Source organism: Thiothrix subterranea, from assembly GCF_016772315.1.
Lineage (GTDB): Bacteria > Pseudomonadota > Gammaproteobacteria > Thiotrichales > Thiotrichaceae > Thiothrix > Thiothrix subterranea.
In genome coordinates this window covers 1914364-1931072 of sequence record NZ_CP053482.1, presented here as the reverse complement: position 1 = coordinate 1931072, position 16709 = coordinate 1914364, and the positions used below count along the sequence as shown (strand labels likewise).

The following is a 16709-nucleotide window of genomic DNA, read 5'->3' as shown; positions in this document are numbered from 1 at the left end:
CTCGCCCCCGTGTTGTTAAGGATTCCCCACCTTATCCCCGTCTTTCACCTCACGGGTCGCATCCATAATCAGCCCGTAACTCACCCGGTCAGTCACTTTGTAAATCACCAGATTTGCCACTTTTTCAGGCGGTAATTGGCTGCACACCGCGCCCGATTTGGCTTTGCACGATTCCACCACGTCCACCACGTATTTACCGTCGGTGTAAACACCCAGCGTATGCCCGACTTCAATGCGGTCACGCAAGCCTTTATTGATGACTGCAATCATGTGGTTGCCGCTAATCGCTTCCGCATCAAACAAGGAAACAATATCGCCGCGAATCTTGGTGTTGGGCGCATGAATCACCCCATTCAAATAAGCCACGTCATCCAACGGTGCCAGCAAGCGGTCGCCTTTGCGGATTTCGCGCTTCGCATCTACCACGGTTGCGGTTGCGGTATTATCCACCCGCTCAATCCGACTGTAGCCGCCATAAGTCACTTCATAGCCTAGCAATTGCCCCGTGCGCGGGTCGTGCAAGGCTTTGTTGGGGTGGAAAATGGCGCAACGTGTCCCGGCTGCTGCATTGCGCAGGTTTTTGACGTAAATGGTTTCGCCTTCGGTAATCAACTGGCGATCATCGCGTGAGGCGAGGATATAGGGCGCATTCTTAATCGTTGCCTCATCCAGCACCCGTGGCCACAGCATGAATTCGGCTAAGGTGGCAATCGGTTCACCTTGCCCATGACGGTCAACGCGCAGGCGCGGCTGCAACTTATCGCCATTGCCAGCCCTGGCACTATTGGCGTAATCGAAGGTCAACACATCACCGGGGTAAAGTTGATGCGGGTTGGCAATGCGCTGGTTCTTATCCCAGATTTCCGGCCAATGCCACGGCGTATTCAGGAATTTACGGGCAATGCCCCACAAGGTATCGCCTTGTTTGACCACATACGTATTGGGCGCGGCGGGATTGATGATAATGCTGCTGGAATCAATCACATCACTTGCTTGCGCGGTCACTTGCCCATAATACTTATCGTAAGGGTCAGCGCCCCCGCGAGGGGTAGTGGTGGTTGCGCCGCAGCCGCTAAGCACAAGGGTCGCCCCGATGCTAATGCACAGGGTATTCAAGAAGAAAGCAGAAGAATGCCGCATGGTGGTATCCTTGTCGTTATTATGGGTTGGATGTGCGGTTTATAATAAACTATGGCCTGAAAAACATTCAGAACTTTTAGATTTTCGGTATTTACAATGGCAAAACTAGAGATTTTACACCATCCAGACCCGCGTTTGCGCAAGAAAGCCGCGCCGGTTGCCCAGGTTGACACGAGCATCCAACAGATTGTGGATGATATGTTTGAAACCATGTACGCCAACCAAGGTATTGGGTTAGCGGCGACGCAGGTCAACATTCACCAGCGCATTATCACCTTGGATATTTCGGAAACGAAAACGGAGCGGTTGTGCCTGATCAACCCGGAAATTTTGCACAAAGAAGGCAAAATTGAGCACGAGGAAGGCTGTCTATCGGTTCCCGATTATTACGAAACGGTGACTCGCGCCGAACGCATTCGGGTACGCGCCCTGACCCGTGACGGCGAGGTACTGGAACAAGATTTTGATGAGCTGATGGCGATTTGTATTCAGCATGAAATGGATCATCTGGAAGGCAAATTGTTTGTCGATTACCTGTCGACGCCCAAACAGCAAAAAGCCCGTAAAGTGGTGCAAAAGTGGGAAAAAGAACAGGCTAAGTTGGCAGAAAAACGGGCTGCCGCCGCCAAAGCGATTATCGCATGAGGGTCGTGTACGCAGGCACACCCGAATTTGCTGTCCCCGCTTTGCAAGCCTTGCTCACCTCAGGGCATGAGGTCGTGGCGGTGTATTGCCAACCCGACCGCCCGGCGGGTCGTGGACGCAAACTCACTTTTGGCGCGGTGAAGCAAGTGGCGGTGAATGCAGGCATTCCGGTTGAACAGCCGCTGTCGCTGAAAGCCGTGGAAGAGCAGGATAAGCTGCGAGCTTACGCGCCGGATGTGCTGATTGTTGCCGCCTACGGGCTGATTTTGCCGCAAGTGGTATTGAATATTCCGCGTCACGGTTGTTTGAATATTCACGGGTCGCTTTTACCGCGCTGGCGTGGGGCGGCACCGATTCAGCGTGCAATTCAGGCGGGTGATACCGAAACCGGCGTGACCATTATGCAAATGGCGGCAGGCTTGGATACGGGCGATATGTTACACAAAGTGGTTTGCCCGATTACCCCGACGGATGGCGGGCAAAGCATCCATGACAAGTTGGCAACACAGGGCGCAAGCGCATTGTTGCACACGCTGGCATTGCTGGAAGCCGGTAAACTGCAACCCGAAGCGCAAGACGACGCGCTTGCTAATTACGCTCACAAACTCACCAAGGCAGAAGCGCAAATCGACTGGACACAAACAGCGGCAGTGATTGACCGCACCATCCGCGCCTTCGATGCGTATCCGGTGGCGTTTACCTTATACGAAGGGCAACCCTTACGCCTCTTCGCCTCCCGTTCCCTGAGCGAAGTCGAAGGGAATTCCCCCCCGGCACAGTCATTGCCGAAAGCAAATCCGGCATCGACATTGCCACGGGTGAGGGTGTGGTGCGCATCCTCAGCCTGCAACTCCCCGGCGGCAAACGCCTCACGGCAGAACAATTCCTCAACGGACGTTCGTTACTAGGGGTGCAATTGTGAGCGCCCGTGCGACAGCGGCGTTGTGCTTGCAACGGGTGATTTACGAAGGCGAATCGCTTACCGAAGTGTTGCAAGACCGCACGATCGCGACCCTGAATCCACAAGATCAGGCGCTGTTGCGTGATATGTGTTTCGGCACCTTGCGTTGGCACGAGCGTTTAAGCGCCATCCTCAACAAGCTGGTAAAAAAAGCGTTAAAAGCGGCAGATAAGGATGTGGAATGCCTGTTACGCATCGGCCTCTACCAGCTCATTTACCAGCGCAAACCCGACCACGCCGCCGTCAACGAAACCGTTAAAGCCACCAAAAAGCTCAAAAAAGAGTGGGCGGGTAAATTGGTGAACGGTGTGTTGCGCACGTTCATCCGGGAGCAAGCCGAACTGTTGGTGCAAGCGGATAGCAGCGTTACGGCACGTTATGCTTGCCCCGACTGGTTACTCAAACGCCTGCAAACCGCGTGGCCGGACGCTTGGGCAGACATCCTCAGCGCCAGCAATACCCACGCGCCGATGACCTTGCGCGTCAATCAACGGCTGCAAACCACCGCAGCGTATCAAGCCTTGCTGCAAGAGGCAGGCATCGCGGCAGAACGCGTCCCCGCCGTTGACAGCGCCCTGATTTTGCAAACCCCCGTCGGTGTGGAACAACTCCCCGGCTTTTTCAGCGGCACGGTGTCGGTGCAAGATGCCGCTGCGCAACTCGCCGCCCCGTTGCTGGATTGCCAAGCCGGAATGCGCGTGTTGGATGCCTGCGCTGCGCCCGGCGGCAAAACCAGCCATTTGCTAGAACGCACTGACGGTTTGCACTTGATGGCGCTGGATGACAGCGAATCACGCCTCAAACGTGTTACCGAAAACCTGACGCGCTTGAATTTGCAGGCACAACTGATAGCGGCAGATGCGGGGGAATTGGCAAGCTGGTGGGATGGGCAGGTATTTGACCGTATTTTGCTGGATGCGCCGTGTTCGGCAACCGGCGTCATTCGTCGCCACCCGGATATTAAAGTATTACGCCGCGACAGCGATATTGCCGAATTGCAACAAGAACAAGCACGTTTATTGCGCACATTGTGGCATACTTTGCGCCCCGGCGGGCAGTTGTTGTATGCGACGTGCTCGATTTTGCCGGATGAAAACAGCCGTCAGGTGGAAGCTTTCTTGGCAGAGCACCCTGACGCTTACCAGGCGCCGCTTGCGGGTGTCTGGGGTCATGCTCAAAGCGTCGGGCGGCAAATTCTGCCGGGTGAACAGGGCATGGATGGATTTTATTACGCACTATTGGGCAAAGCAGTGCAGGAAACAACAACGTGATAAGCAGACGATCCCTTTTGCAGCGGTTTTTGGTGACAGGGCTGCTAGTGCTGTGCACTGGCTTTGGACACGTGCAGGCGGCTGAAAACAGCATCCGCTTTCAGGAATTTTCGATTCGGATTCAGCCACCCAAGCAGTTAATGACCAGCCTCAAGTTGGATTACGACCTGAGTGATTATTTACGCGAAGGCTTGCTCAACGGTTTGACGCTGCAAAACGAAACCCGTTTTACCTTGGAATGGCACAATACTTGGTGGTGGAATACCCAAAAACCCTTGGTAGTGGTCAAAACTGAACTAAAATACCACCCATTGAGCAAGCAATATCAGGTCGTGCGCGAAGACACCAAGCAGAATTGGAATTTCCCGAACCTGCCCGCTGCCTTGGAACAATTGGGAACCTTGAGCGACTATCGGCTGCCCGCCGTGCCGGAGGATGCGTGGGGGGATAATGCGGCTATTTTTGTGACCGCGACCTTGACCCAGCAATCTTTGGAGTTGCCGTTGAAATTGAAGTCTTTATTTTCTGATCGCTATTCACTGGAAAGTGATGGAGTGCTGTGGCCGATTCCTTAAAAAGCCGTTGGTGGCAATGGTTGCCGCTACTGTTGGTATTTTTGTTACTGATGGTGTCGCTGGTGTTATTGAATCTGGCGACGCTTAGCCCCGACAATCTGAAACGTTACGGGGATTGGCATTTCTATTTCAGCGTGTTGACGCTGGTATTGCTGAGTGCGGTTATTCTGGGTAATTTGGTCAAAGTGTTTAATCAATGGCGCACTCGCCAAGCCGGTTCGCGCTTTACCTTGCGCTTAATGACGGGTTTTTTGATTCTGACCTTATTGCCAGTCTTTTTTGTGTCGCTGTTTGCGGTGAATTTGATTGGCACGCGCATTGACCGCTGGTTTTCGGTATCGGTGGAACGCGCACTGGATGATTCCTTGGATCTCAGCGATCTGGCGCTTAAAACCCGTCACCGGCAATATTTCACCATGTTAGAACGTTTCACCCCCAGTTTGCGTGGCAATACGTTGGCGGAAATCCCCTTATTGTTGGAACAACTGCTGACGATTGGCGCGAACGAAATTTTGTTGCTTGACGATGAGCAGCAATTGTTGGCGCTGGCGTTGGAGGATACCGAAACGCTGATTCCGCAAATGCCGAGTGCCAGCTTGTTTAGCATGATGCAAATACGCCCCTATTATTCTACCCTCGAACCCGGCAGTGATGGCGAAATGTTTTCGCGCATTGCCGTGAGGGTGCGTTATGGGAAAGATAACGAGCATCGGGCTATTCTGACGGCGCGGTTTCCGATAGCGAAACAAGAACGCGATTTGGCTGAAAGTGTGTTATCGGCGCGTAATGAGTACAAAAGCTTGGTGTATCAGCGTGGCGTACTCAAGAACATGTTTCGCCTGATGATTATCGTGATTATGGTGTTGACCACGTTGTTTTCCTTGTGGGCAGCGTTTGTGTTTTCGCGGCGCTTGACTCGCCCGGTACGCACGCTGGTGGAAGGCACGCTTGCAGTCGCTGCTGGTGATTTGGATAAGAAATTGCCTGTCTCGGAACGCGATGATTTCAGCATCTTGGCGCGTTCGTTCAATACCATGACCAAGCGTTTGTCCGATGCGCGGGTGGAACGTGAGCAAGCCCGCCGCCAGTTGCAACAGGAACACGATTACCTGCACGTGGTGCTGGAGCATTTGTCATCCGGCGTCATTACGCTGGATGAAACCGGCACGATTCGGCGGGTGAATTCAGCAGCTAACAGCATTTTGCGCCAACCGTTGCTGGATCACGTCGGTAAAACTTTGCGTGAATTGGGCGACAAGCTGCCTTCTTTGCAGCCCTTTATTGACATGTTGCAAACGCATTGGCAAGACATGCTCACCGGGCGTGAATGGCAGGCGGAAATTACCCTGAATACCGACAATGGGCGCGTCATTTTGGTGTGCCGAGGCGCGTGTTTGCCGCAAGGCTTGGCGGGGCAACAAGGTTCGGTGCTGGTGTTTGATGATGTGACCGATTTGATTCAGTCCGAACACGATGCGGCTTGGGGCGAAGTGGCGCGGCGTTTGGCGCATGAAATCAAAAATCCGCTGACCCCGATTCAGCTCTCGGCGGAACGCTTGAACCGCAAATTGTCAGGCGAACTCAGTGCCGATTCTGCCAGTTTCCTGCAACGCATGACCAATACCATTGTGCAACAAGTCGACAATCTCAAGTCGATGGTGAATGCCTTTAGCGACTACGCCCGCGCCCCCAGCTTGCGCCTGCAAGCGGTGAATTTGAATGCGCTGGTACAGGAAATTGCGGAACTCTATCGCCTGAATGAAGGGCAAGTGCAGATTCAATTGCACCTGGAACCGAATTTGCCCGCGCTATCCTTGGATATTCACCGCCTGCGCCAATTGCTGGTGAACTTGACCAAAAATGCGCTGGAAGCCTTGGAAGAGCATCACGTCAGCCCCGCCAACGTGACCATCAGCACCCAATACCTCATGGATACCAAGCAAGCACTGCTCAGTGTCCGCGATAATGGCCCTGGGATTGCGCCAGAATTGCTGCCGCGCCTGTTCGAGCCTTATGTCACTAGCAAACACAAAGGCACAGGATTAGGCTTAGCCATCGTTAAAAAAATCGTTGAAGAGCATGGCGGACACCTCAGCGCCCGCAATCATGAGGGCGGAGGCGCTATACTCAGCGTAAAGTTTCCAGTGAATTCGGCATAGGGAGTAGAGAGATGACGGCACAATACATTATGGTGGTGGACGACGAGCCGGATATTCGTCAGCTTGTCAGTGAGATTCTCGAAGACGAAGGCTATCGGGTGGTCACGGCTGAAAACGCCGTCAAAGCCCGCGAATTGCACCGCAGCCGCAAACCTGATCTGATTTTGCTCGATATTTGGATGCCGGGGCAAGATGGTATTTCCTTGCTCAAAGAATGGCGTGAAAACGATACGCTGTGTTGCCCGGTGATTATGATGTCGGGGCATGGCACGATTGAAACCGCCGTGGAAGCCACCAAACTCGGCGCTCACGATTTCATTGAAAAGCCGCTGTCGATGGCGAAAATGCTGCTGACGATTAGCAATGCCTTGCGTGCCAGCCAATTGGAAAAAGAAAATCGAGGCTTGCGCAAACAAATGGTCAGTTCCCTCGAACCGGTGGGGAGCAGCCAGACCTTGCAACGTTTGCGCGAACAGGCCAAACGGATTGCGCAACACGATAGCCGCGTGCTGTTGTACGGTGAGCCGGGAACAGGCAAGGAAACCTTTGCTCGCCACATTCACGCGCTTAGTAACCGTAAAAATCGCCCGTTTGTGCGTGCCGCTTTGAGTACGAGTGCGGGTAAAGACAGTGCGCTGGCGCTCAGCTATTTGTTGTTTGGGCGTGAAGAGCAGGGCAAAGTTCAATACGGCTTGTTGGATGAAGCCAATGGCGGGGTGCTGTTCCTCGCTGAAATCTACGAGTTGGATCAGGATACCCAAACCCGTTTGTTGCATACTCTCAAGGAAAACCGCTTTATGCGTGTCGGTGGCAGCGATTGGGTGGAGTTGGATATTACCTTGATGGTGTCCTCCTCCCACGATTTGCTGGACGATGTGCACGGCGGTAAATTCAATGAGGAATTGTATTACCTGCTGAATGTTGTGCCGGTCATGATTCCGCCCTTGCGCGATCACCCCGAAGACGTGCCGGAATTGCTGAATCATTACGTTGATATTTTGACCGCGCAAGACGGTTTACCGTACCGACACATTTCGCTGGCAGCACAAAATTTTCTGCGCAATCACACCTGGCCGGGCAATATCCGCGAATTGCGCAATTTGGTACAACGCTTGCTGATTTTGGGTACTGAAACCGAAGTGTCGTTGGATGAGGTGGAAGAATCGGTGGGGACGCGAATTCCGGTATTTTCGCAAGAAATCGGGCAAATTCCCGAAAGCTTGTTTGACCTGCCACTGCGCCAAGCCCGCGAACAGTTTGAGCACGATTACCTGATTTATCAACTCAAGCAAGCCGATGGCAATGTCAGCAAACTCGCCGATCAGGTAAAAATGGAACGCACCCATTTGTACCGTAAAATGCGTTCCCTGAATGTCGACCCGAAAAAATACGGACGTTAAGCCGGATACCACGAAATGAGCAGAATGAATGAACATCAACGCATTGATCTGGGAAAAGGCATCAGGGTCGTTAGCTTTTTCACCGGTGCGGGGGGGCTTGACCTTGGCTTTGACTTGGCGGGTTATGATGTGGTGTATGCAACCGATATAGATGGTATGTGTTGCAATACCTTAAAGGCTAATCTAGGTGGCATGTTGTCCGCTCATACGCAGGTGGAACAAGCGGACATAAGAAAAATTGACCTTCATGACTTGCCAGAAAATATTGATTTGGTTATTGGTGGGCCGCCCTGCCAATCATTTTCAGCTTCTGGACGCCGTGCAGGTGGCGCATCTGGGCGTCTCGATGAGCGTGGTACACTATTTGAGGCTTATTGCCGTGTTATTGATCATTTACAACCTAAGGCATTTCTGTTTGAAAATGTCAGGGGGATACTCGGTACTAACAAAGGCGAGGATTGGAAAGCAATTATTAGTGCATTTCGCAACATTGGCTACAAAGTCAGTTACCGTATTCTCGATGCCTTGGATTATGGGATTCCCCAACAACGTGAACGCATGATTATGGTTGGGCATAAACTTGAGGGGGAGTTTTTGTTTCCACGCCCTCTTTATGGCCCTGATTCGATTGATCAACAGTTACATTTAACGACTGAAGAGGCGTTGAGCACACTTAGCGACGATGTAGAGGATAAAAACAAACTCATGTTAACTGATGGAAAATATGCACATTTATTACCATTAGTACCACCGGGTGAAAATTATCTGCACTTTACTGCTAAAAGAGGACATCCATCGCCTGTTTTTGCCTACCGTTCAAGGTTTTCAGATTTCCTTTATAAAGCCAATCCGAGTGGTTCTATCAAAACGCTCATTGCCAGCCCCGGTAAATATACAGGACCATTTCATTGGGAAAACCGTTGTTTTACTGTTAGAGAATACATGCGCTTGCAGGGATTTCCTGATAGCTATCATTTTACAGGCGAACGTGCTGACAAAATCAAGCAAATTGGTAATTCTGTCAGCCCGAAACTCGCTTTCTACTTGGCTGGGGCAATTGCTAAACAAATCTTTGGGCGCAAAATCGACATGGCATTAATGCCAGCAGACTTCAGTTTATCTTTTGATAAAAGAAAAGGGAATAAAGCGGCAAAAACGCGCGATCTACACCAATCAGTTACTCGCAATCCACAAAAAATGAAAAGTTTTTTTGCGATTGGATGTTACGATGCTCATGTTCAACCGACTGATTACAGCAAGGAACTCCCCAATGTATCAACAACAGTTAATGGTGATAATGTTTATCTCACGGTGAGAGCGGATAACTCCTCTCAAAAGTTTGCCAAAATAACCATGGAAATCTTTGCTTCAGAAGCAGCAGCTTTCAGTTGCATAGAAGTACCAACGGTAAATCTTGAAATTACCGCTTATGGGGTTGCAGGACATACTGTGCAAACAGTGTGGAATGCCGTTGATGATTGGGTCATTCGATCCAGTAATTTTCACTCATTATTTGAACTGTATGGGCATTTTACCGAACCTCACCCGATGTTTAGAATCAGGGATTTTTCCTTGTACACTGACATGCCTATCGCCAAGTTTGCCAAACATGCCGCTATGTTTGAGAATTGTTCTAACTATTTTCCACGAGAACATTTAACAGATTTGTTTGGTATGGATTTCGGTACAGAAAATTTTATTGAATTGGTTAAAATGCTCAGGCACTACCGTTATGATATTCGCTGCCATGAAACCAATATTGCCATTCCACCAAATATTTACATGGTTTCCTACCCATTTACGTTGCCTTTCGGTAAGCAAATGAATTTCTCCATCAAACCTCAACGGCTAGTGGAAAATAGGCAATATCCACAGCAACAAATGAGGCTTATTTAACATGGCAAGAAAAGAAGTTGAAGCCGGGAACGACATTCAGCAACAAGTGCTGGATGCACTTAATATTGCATTGCAGTGTGCGGAACAAATAAATGCCAATGTAGATTCAGGAACTCAGGGGCTTTCTGATAGAATCTTCCATGCACTGGCTGAAATGTCGCGTCTTTCACAAAAGGCATCAACGGGATTCACCAATATTGTCACCTGCCTAGCTATCAAAGCAGCAATGCCAAATATTGATATTCGCTATCATCAAGTCCAAATACAACACCAAACAGATCGGGGGGCTGGTTTCAATTTTAGAGGTATAAGCGAAAAACTGGTTTATCCTTGGCTGAACACTCAAGCATTCGAGGGAGCAAAATCAGGTTGGCAAACAAGAACATTTGAACGTCCAAAGCCGTATATGCTGGACTATGATGAAAATATTGGTGATATTAAAAATGCGTTTCTAACTATTTTTGATGAGATTGAAGTTTATGGGCAGTCCGCCACACAAGCATTAGCTTATCTTATGTATTTGCAATGGTTGCACCGTGAATCCAAACAAATCAGTTTATCTCTTCCGAAAACCCAAGACATTTCCCTAATCATCAACTTGTTAAGTAAGCATTTTTTTTACCCTTATAAGACATCAAGGGGAGCATCCCGCTTGCCAGTATTGGCATTATATGCGGTCTATGAGGTGATGCTAGGTCAACTTGAACGTTATAAAGGCATGATGTTAAAGCCATTAGAAGCCCATTCTGCCGCAGACTCACAAACGGGTGCGATTGGCGATATAGAAATCATTCGTGCTGACAATGCTCACGTGTTTGAGGCAATTGAGGTAAAACATGGTATAGCATTGAATGAAAGGATTATTCACGATGCAGCCAATAAAATCATGGATAAATCCATTGATCGGTATTACATCCTGACTACTCATGCTTCATGCGAACCTGACGCAAGTCTTGTTCAAAAAATAGCCTCTATCAAAGCCCTTCATCATTGCCAGCTTATCGCTAACGGTGTTATTCCTTCCCTGAAATACTACTTACGCTTGTTGGCAGATCCCAGTCATGTTTTACCCAAGTATGTTGCCCTACTTAGTACGGACAAATCCATTAAACATGAACACCGTGAAATTTGGAATAAAATAAGTATTGAGTAATAAAGTATGAAAATCCTGATTCTCGGCGCTGGGCAAGTCGGTCACTCCGTGGCTGCTTCATTAGTAAACGAAGACAACGATGTCACCATTGTGGACACGAATGCCGCCGCTTTGCGTGACTTGCGTGAAAAACTCGATGTGCGGGTGGAAGTGGGGCAAGCTTCCTACCCACGGGTGCTGGAACGCGCCGGAATCGAAGATGCTGATATGTTGGTGGCAGTGACCAACAGCGACGAAATCAATATGGTTGCCTGCCAGATTGCGCACACGCTGTACCATACGCCGACCAAAATTGCGCGGATTCGCTCCTCGCATTATTTGGACCGCCCCGAATTGTTCAACGATGCCGCCGTGCCGATTGATGTGCTGATCAGCCCGGAACAATTGGTGACGCAACACATTTTCAACCTGATTTCGCACCCCGGTTCCTTGCAAGTGATCAGCTTTGCGAATGGCAAGGTGCAAATGGTCGGGGTCAAAGCGTTGCACGATGGCCCGTTGATTGGGCATCCGCTTAAAGAAATGCATGAACACATGCCGGGTTTAAAAGCGCGGGTGGCGGCGCTGTTTCGCAAGGGTAAACCACTCACTTTTGGCGATAGCACCATTATTGAAGCGGGTGATGAGGTATTTTTCATTGCCAGCCCTAATCACATTCGCTCTATTATCAGTGAGTTGCGTAAACTGGATAAGCCTTACAAGCGCATTATATTGGCGGGAGGCGGTAATATTGGCAACCGCTTGGCACGTTTGCTGGAGGACGCCCGTTATCAGGTCAAAATCATTGAAAAAGATAACCTGCGGGCGTCTAAACTTGCGGAACGTTTGGATAAAACTATCGTGCTCGAAGGCGACGCCGCCGATGAAAGTTTGCTAGGCGAAGAAAATATCGAGAATACCGATGTGTTTATAGCTGTTACCAATGATGATGAAGCCAATATTCTATCGTCCATGTTGGCCAAGCGCTTGGGAGCCAAACGGGTCATGTGTTTGATTAACCGGATTAGCTACATTGACTTGGTGGAAAGTAATATCGACATTGCCATTTCCCCCCAGCAAATTACCATCGGCGCATTGTTAACCCATATTCGTCGCGGTGACATTGTGGCGGTACACTCGCTGCGACGCGGGGCAGCGGAAGCGCTTGAAATTATTGCGCATGGCGACCGTAAAACGTCGCGGGTGGTCGGTAAGCGCCTAGAGGAAATCAAATTACCCCCCGGTACAGTCATTTGCGCGGTGGTGCGCAAAGAAGAGGTGATGATGGCGAGTAACGAGATTATTATCCTCGCGGAGGATCACATCATTATGTTTGTGACGGATAAACGCTACGTACCTGCGGTTGAAAAATTGTTTCAGGTCGGCATCCACTACTTTTAAGTAAGCGCCATTATGCAATTCAGTATCATCCTGCGAATTTTTGGCCTGTTGCTGATGGTGTTCAGCTTCACCATGTTCCCGCCGATTTTGATCGGTTGGCTGATGGGCGACCCTGAGTTATCCCCTTTTTGGTGGGCAGGCGCTATTTTATTGGGGGTTGGTTTCGCCTTATGGTTTCCGGTACGCCGCGCCCGTGCGGTGTTGCGTACCCGTGATGGTTTCTTAATCGTTACCCTGTTTTGGGTGGTGCTGAGTTTAGCGGGTGCTTTGCCGTTTGTATTTTCAGAAGCGGTTTCGGCAAGCTTTACCGACGCGGTGTTTGAAACCACCTCTGGGCTAACGACAACCGGAGCAACGGTGTTTATTGGCTTGGATGCGTTTCCGCGTTCGATTCTGTTTTGGCGCATGGAACTGCATTGGTTGGGCGGCATGGGCATCATTGTGTTAGCCGTGGCGATTTTACCGATGCTAGGCGTTGGGGGGATGCAAATTTACAAGGCGGAAGCGCCCGGCCCGATCAAAGACGCCAAGCTTGAGCCGCGTATTGCCGAAACTGCTAAATTGTTGTGGTACACCTATCTGGTATTGACCATTTTGTGTGCGTTGGCGTTCCGAGTGGCGGGTATGACTTGGTTCGACGCGGTGGGACACAGTTTCTCGGTATTAGGCACAGGGGGGTTTAGCAACCACGACTTGAGTCTCGCCTTTTTTGATAGCCCGACTATCCACTACATTGCGGTACTTTTCATGTTTCTGGCAGGGGCAAACTTTGGTCTGCATTTCATTGCTTGGCGTGGCGCTACCTTGAAACCTTATGTGGAAGATTCTGAATTTCGCTTTTATACTGCCTTGACGCTGGCGGCGATTGTGGTGGTGGCGATTATTTTGTTCGCTTATCACACTTACCCTGATCCGTTTGATGCGCTGCGTTATGCGGCTTTTCATGTGGTCTCGATCATGACCAGTACTGGGCTGATTATTGGGGATCATTCGGTGTGGCCGACGTTCCTCCCGGTATTCATTACCTTATTGGTGATCAGTGGCGGTTGTTCGGGTTCAACCGGCGGTGGCATGAAAGCCATCCGGTTTTTGCTGTTGCTCAAGCAGGCGATTCGGGAAGTTAACTTGTTGGTGCATCCGCGTGCGCACATGCCGATTAAGGTCAATGGGCAGGTGGTAGATGAGCAAATCGTTAAAGCTGTGTGGGGGTTCTTTTTCATCTACGCTTCACTGTTTGTGGTGTTTATGCTGGGGCTAATGGCCGATGGGCAGGATCAGGTAACGGCATTTTCAGCAGTCGCGGCTACTATCAATAATATGGGGGTGGGGCTGGGCAATGTATCGTCGAATTTTTCGCCGTTAAGTGATTTTTCCAAGTGGTGGTTGTCGCTGTGCATGATCATGGGGCGGTTGGAGCTGATGACGGTACTGGTCTTGCTCGCCCCGGCATTCTGGCGCAAGTAGTTCGTTAACACGCTTAATCTGCTGCGGATAGCCGTTCATCCCACATTCACCGTTGCGGTATGGTGGATTGGGTATACTGTTTGCCACAAGGAAGTACGTGCACGGCATGGACGCCTTTTCTTCCCTGAATCCCAACAATAAGACACAGCTAAGGGAATGCCTCATGAACAAACACTCACAGCGCGGTTTGACGCTCATCGAACTCATCGTCACCGTCACCATCGTGGCAATATTGGCAGCCGTCGCCACACCGTCATTGCGTGAAATGATGGAAAATAACCGTCTGACTGCCTTCAATAACCAACTGGTTTCCACCCTCAATTATGCCCGCGCAGAAGCAGTAAAACGCAATTATGATGTAGTCATGTGTGTACGTAACGCTGATGGCTCAGCGTGCAGTGATACCGATGGGGACGGATTTGAAAAGGGCTGGATCATGTTTGTAAACTGCAACCCCGTATCATCACCCGACACCCCAGATACGACTAACACCATTCCTGACACTGCAACAAAAGTATGTAATTTCGATAGCAACGGTGATTTGGAATCGTTTGAACCGATCCTGCTGGATAGTACGCCTAACTTTCAAAATGTAGTCGTCACAAGCAACAGCAGTAGCCCACGTATGATCAACTATAAGTCCAACGGCAAAGTTTCCAGCGCTGGTACGCTAACTCTTGGAACAGAGGGCGATGATCAGTTAGAACTTGATCTTAAGGTAAGCTCAACACCGCGCTATAAAATAGTGATTGCGCCGATGACGGGGCGTATTCGTTCGTGCAAAGTTAAGGAAGGCACGAGTGGTTGCTGAGCGCTACGCACTGAATTGGGGCAAAATTTCATTGCGTATTCACCTGCATTGGGTGAAAATCTTATACGCTTTACAACAATAAACCTGCGTTAGATCATGGCAAGGTGCTAGTTTTCCGGCATAGAATTTGCATAACAATACCGCCGGTCACACTAAAAAGGAGAATTCATGCCCATCACCACGGAACAATCATCCCACGCTGGCTCACCGCCAGCATTGCATCAGCCCATTCATGCCGCCCTGCAACAGCACTATGAAACCCTCCGCGATGTGCATTTGCGTGAATTGTTTGCCGCTGACCCGGCGCGATTTGAGCACTTTTCCCTGCAAGTTGGCGACATTTTTCTCGACTATTCCAAAAACCGCATTACCGATACGACCTTGCAATTATTGATGCAACTCGCTGAAACGGCGGATGTGGCAGGCTGGCGCGAACGCATGTTCCAAGGCGACACCATCAATAACACCGAGCACCGCGCTGTGTTGCACACTGCGTTACGCAATCGCAGCAATACGCCGGTGCTGGTTGACGGTGAAAATGTCATGCCTGCGGTGAATGCGGTGATCGCCCAGATGAGCGCTTTCGCTGAACGGGTGCGCAGCGGCACTTGGACAGGTTACACCGGCAAGCCGATTGTGGATGTGGTGAACGTCGGTATCGGCGGTTCTGATTTGGGGCCGCACATGGTGTACCAAGCCCTGAAAGCTTATCGCCACCCGCGCCTGAATATGCATTACGTGTCTAACGTTGACGGCGCACACATTGTCGAAAAGCTCGAAAGTCTTGATCCCGAAACCACGCTGTTCATCGTCGCCTCGAAAACCTTTACCACCCAAGAAACCATGACCAATGCGCATCACGCGCGGCACTGGTTTTTGCAACACGCCAAGGATGACGCGCACATTGCCAAGCATTTCGTGGCGGTTTCCACTAATCGGGAAGCGGTGATGGGGTTTGGGATTGATCCTGAGAATATGTTCGGCTTCTGGGATTGGGTCGGGGGGCGCTATTCGTTGTGGTCAGCGATTGGGCTTTCGGTGGTGTTGGCAGTCGGGGCGGAAAATTTCATTGCCTTGCTGGATGGCGCACATGCCATGGATCAGCATTTCCGTGATGCACCGTTGGAGCGCAATATGCCAGTAATCCTCGCGCTATTGGGCGTGTGGTACAGCAATTATTTTGGGGCAGAATCGCAAGTTATCCTGCCTTACGACCATTACTTGCGCAGTTTGCCCTTGTATTTGCAGCAAGCCGATATGGAAAGCAATGGCAAATCGGTCGATCGTGATGGCAACGCCGTGGATTATGCCACCGGGCCGATTATTTGGGGGACGAGTGGCATTAACGGGCAACATGCGTTCTACCAACTGATTCACCAAGGCACACGCCTGATTCCGGCTGATTTCATTATTTCGGTCACGCCACCGACCGATTTGCACGCGCAGCACGATATTCTGATGGCAAACTTTTTGGCGCAAACCGAAGCGCTAATGCGGGGGCGTACTTTGCAAGAAACCCGCGACAGTGGCGTAACGCCGCCTCATGCGCCCAAAGTGTTTGCTGGCAATCACCCTAGTAATGCTTTATTGCTGACAGCCCTCACCCCGCATACCTTAGGCATGTTGATTGCGTTGTACGAACACAAAATTTTTGTGCAAGGCATTGTCTGGAATCTGAACTCCTACGATCAGTGGGGTGTCGAGTTGGGGAAACAATTGGCGAAATGCATCCAGCCCGAATTGAATGCAGCCGAACCCGTGACCGCGCATGACGCTTCCACCAATGGTTTAATTAATCGCTATCGGCAACAACGGGCAATATAAACGCGCATACCTTGACCTGTAGCAGCGCAT

12 protein-coding genes and 1 pseudogene are annotated in these 16709 nt (G+C 50.4%); 12 read left to right on the top strand and 1 reads right to left on the bottom strand.

The window, feature by feature from the left end; genetic code table 11:
* Positions 1-15 precede the first annotated feature (15 nt).
* Positions 16-1140 (bottom strand): LysM peptidoglycan-binding domain-containing protein, encoded by a 1125-nt coding sequence (locus HMY34_RS09470; protein WP_202718992.1) that lies wholly within the window; start codon positions 1138-1140, stop codon positions 16-18.
* Between the two features lie 96 nt (positions 1141-1236).
* Between HMY34_RS09470 and def the strand changes: the two genes are divergently transcribed.
* From def to pgi, 12 genes and pseudogenes are all read left to right on the top strand, one after another.
* Positions 1237-1785 (top strand): peptide deformylase, encoded by a 549-nt coding sequence (def, locus tag HMY34_RS09465; protein ID WP_202718991.1) that lies wholly within the window; start codon positions 1237-1239, stop codon positions 1783-1785.
* Positions 1782-2707 (top strand): annotated as a pseudogene (gene fmt, locus HMY34_RS09460) (methionyl-tRNA formyltransferase). The gene def and the pseudogene fmt overlap by 4 nt, the downstream one beginning before the upstream one ends.
* A complete protein-coding gene (gene rsmB, locus HMY34_RS09455; protein WP_202718990.1) occupies positions 2704-4017 on the top strand; it encodes a 16S rRNA (cytosine(967)-C(5))-methyltransferase RsmB in 1314 nt (437 codons plus the stop codon). The pseudogene fmt and the gene rsmB overlap by 4 nt, the downstream one beginning before the upstream one ends.
* Complete coding sequence (locus HMY34_RS09450; protein ID WP_202718989.1) at positions 4014-4592, top strand: DUF4390 domain-containing protein; 579 nt, start codon at positions 4014-4016, stop codon at positions 4590-4592. Before rsmB ends, HMY34_RS09450 begins: the two co-directional genes overlap by 4 nt.
* The gene (locus HMY34_RS09445; protein ID WP_202718988.1) at positions 4577-6751 is read left to right on the top strand and encodes a sensor histidine kinase; all 2175 of its coding nucleotides are present in this window, start codon (positions 4577-4579) and stop codon (positions 6749-6751) included. The genes HMY34_RS09450 and HMY34_RS09445 overlap by 16 nt, the downstream gene beginning before the upstream one ends.
* An 11-nt stretch (positions 6752-6762) precedes the next feature.
* Entirely contained in the window at positions 6763-8151 is a 1389-nt protein-coding gene (locus HMY34_RS09440; RefSeq protein WP_202718987.1) for a sigma-54-dependent transcriptional regulator, read from the top strand.
* 24 nt (positions 8152-8175) lie between these two features.
* Positions 8176-10047, top strand: coding sequence for a DNA cytosine methyltransferase (locus HMY34_RS09435; protein WP_202718986.1), 1872 nt, complete (start codon positions 8176-8178; stop codon positions 10045-10047).
* 1 nt (position 10048) lies between these two features.
* Positions 10049-11200, top strand: a complete 1152-nt coding sequence (locus tag HMY34_RS09430; protein WP_202718985.1) for a hypothetical protein — start codon at positions 10049-10051, stop codon at positions 11198-11200.
* Positions 11201-11206: 6 nt separating this feature from the next.
* Positions 11207-12580 (top strand): Trk system potassium transporter TrkA, encoded by a 1374-nt coding sequence (gene trkA / locus HMY34_RS09425; RefSeq protein ID WP_202718984.1) that lies wholly within the window; start codon positions 11207-11209, stop codon positions 12578-12580.
* Positions 12581-12592: 12 nt separating this feature from the next.
* Positions 12593-14044, top strand: coding sequence for a TrkH family potassium uptake protein (locus tag HMY34_RS09420; RefSeq protein WP_202718983.1), 1452 nt, complete (start codon positions 12593-12595; stop codon positions 14042-14044).
* A 163-nt stretch (positions 14045-14207) separates the two neighbouring features.
* Positions 14208-14855, top strand: a complete 648-nt coding sequence (locus tag HMY34_RS20170; RefSeq protein WP_228288028.1) for a GspH/FimT family pseudopilin — start codon at positions 14208-14210, stop codon at positions 14853-14855.
* A 168-nt stretch (positions 14856-15023) separates the two neighbouring features.
* Positions 15024-16679, top strand: coding sequence for a glucose-6-phosphate isomerase (gene pgi, locus HMY34_RS09410; protein WP_202718982.1), 1656 nt, complete (start codon positions 15024-15026; stop codon positions 16677-16679).
* Positions 16680-16709: the final 30 nt, after the last annotated feature.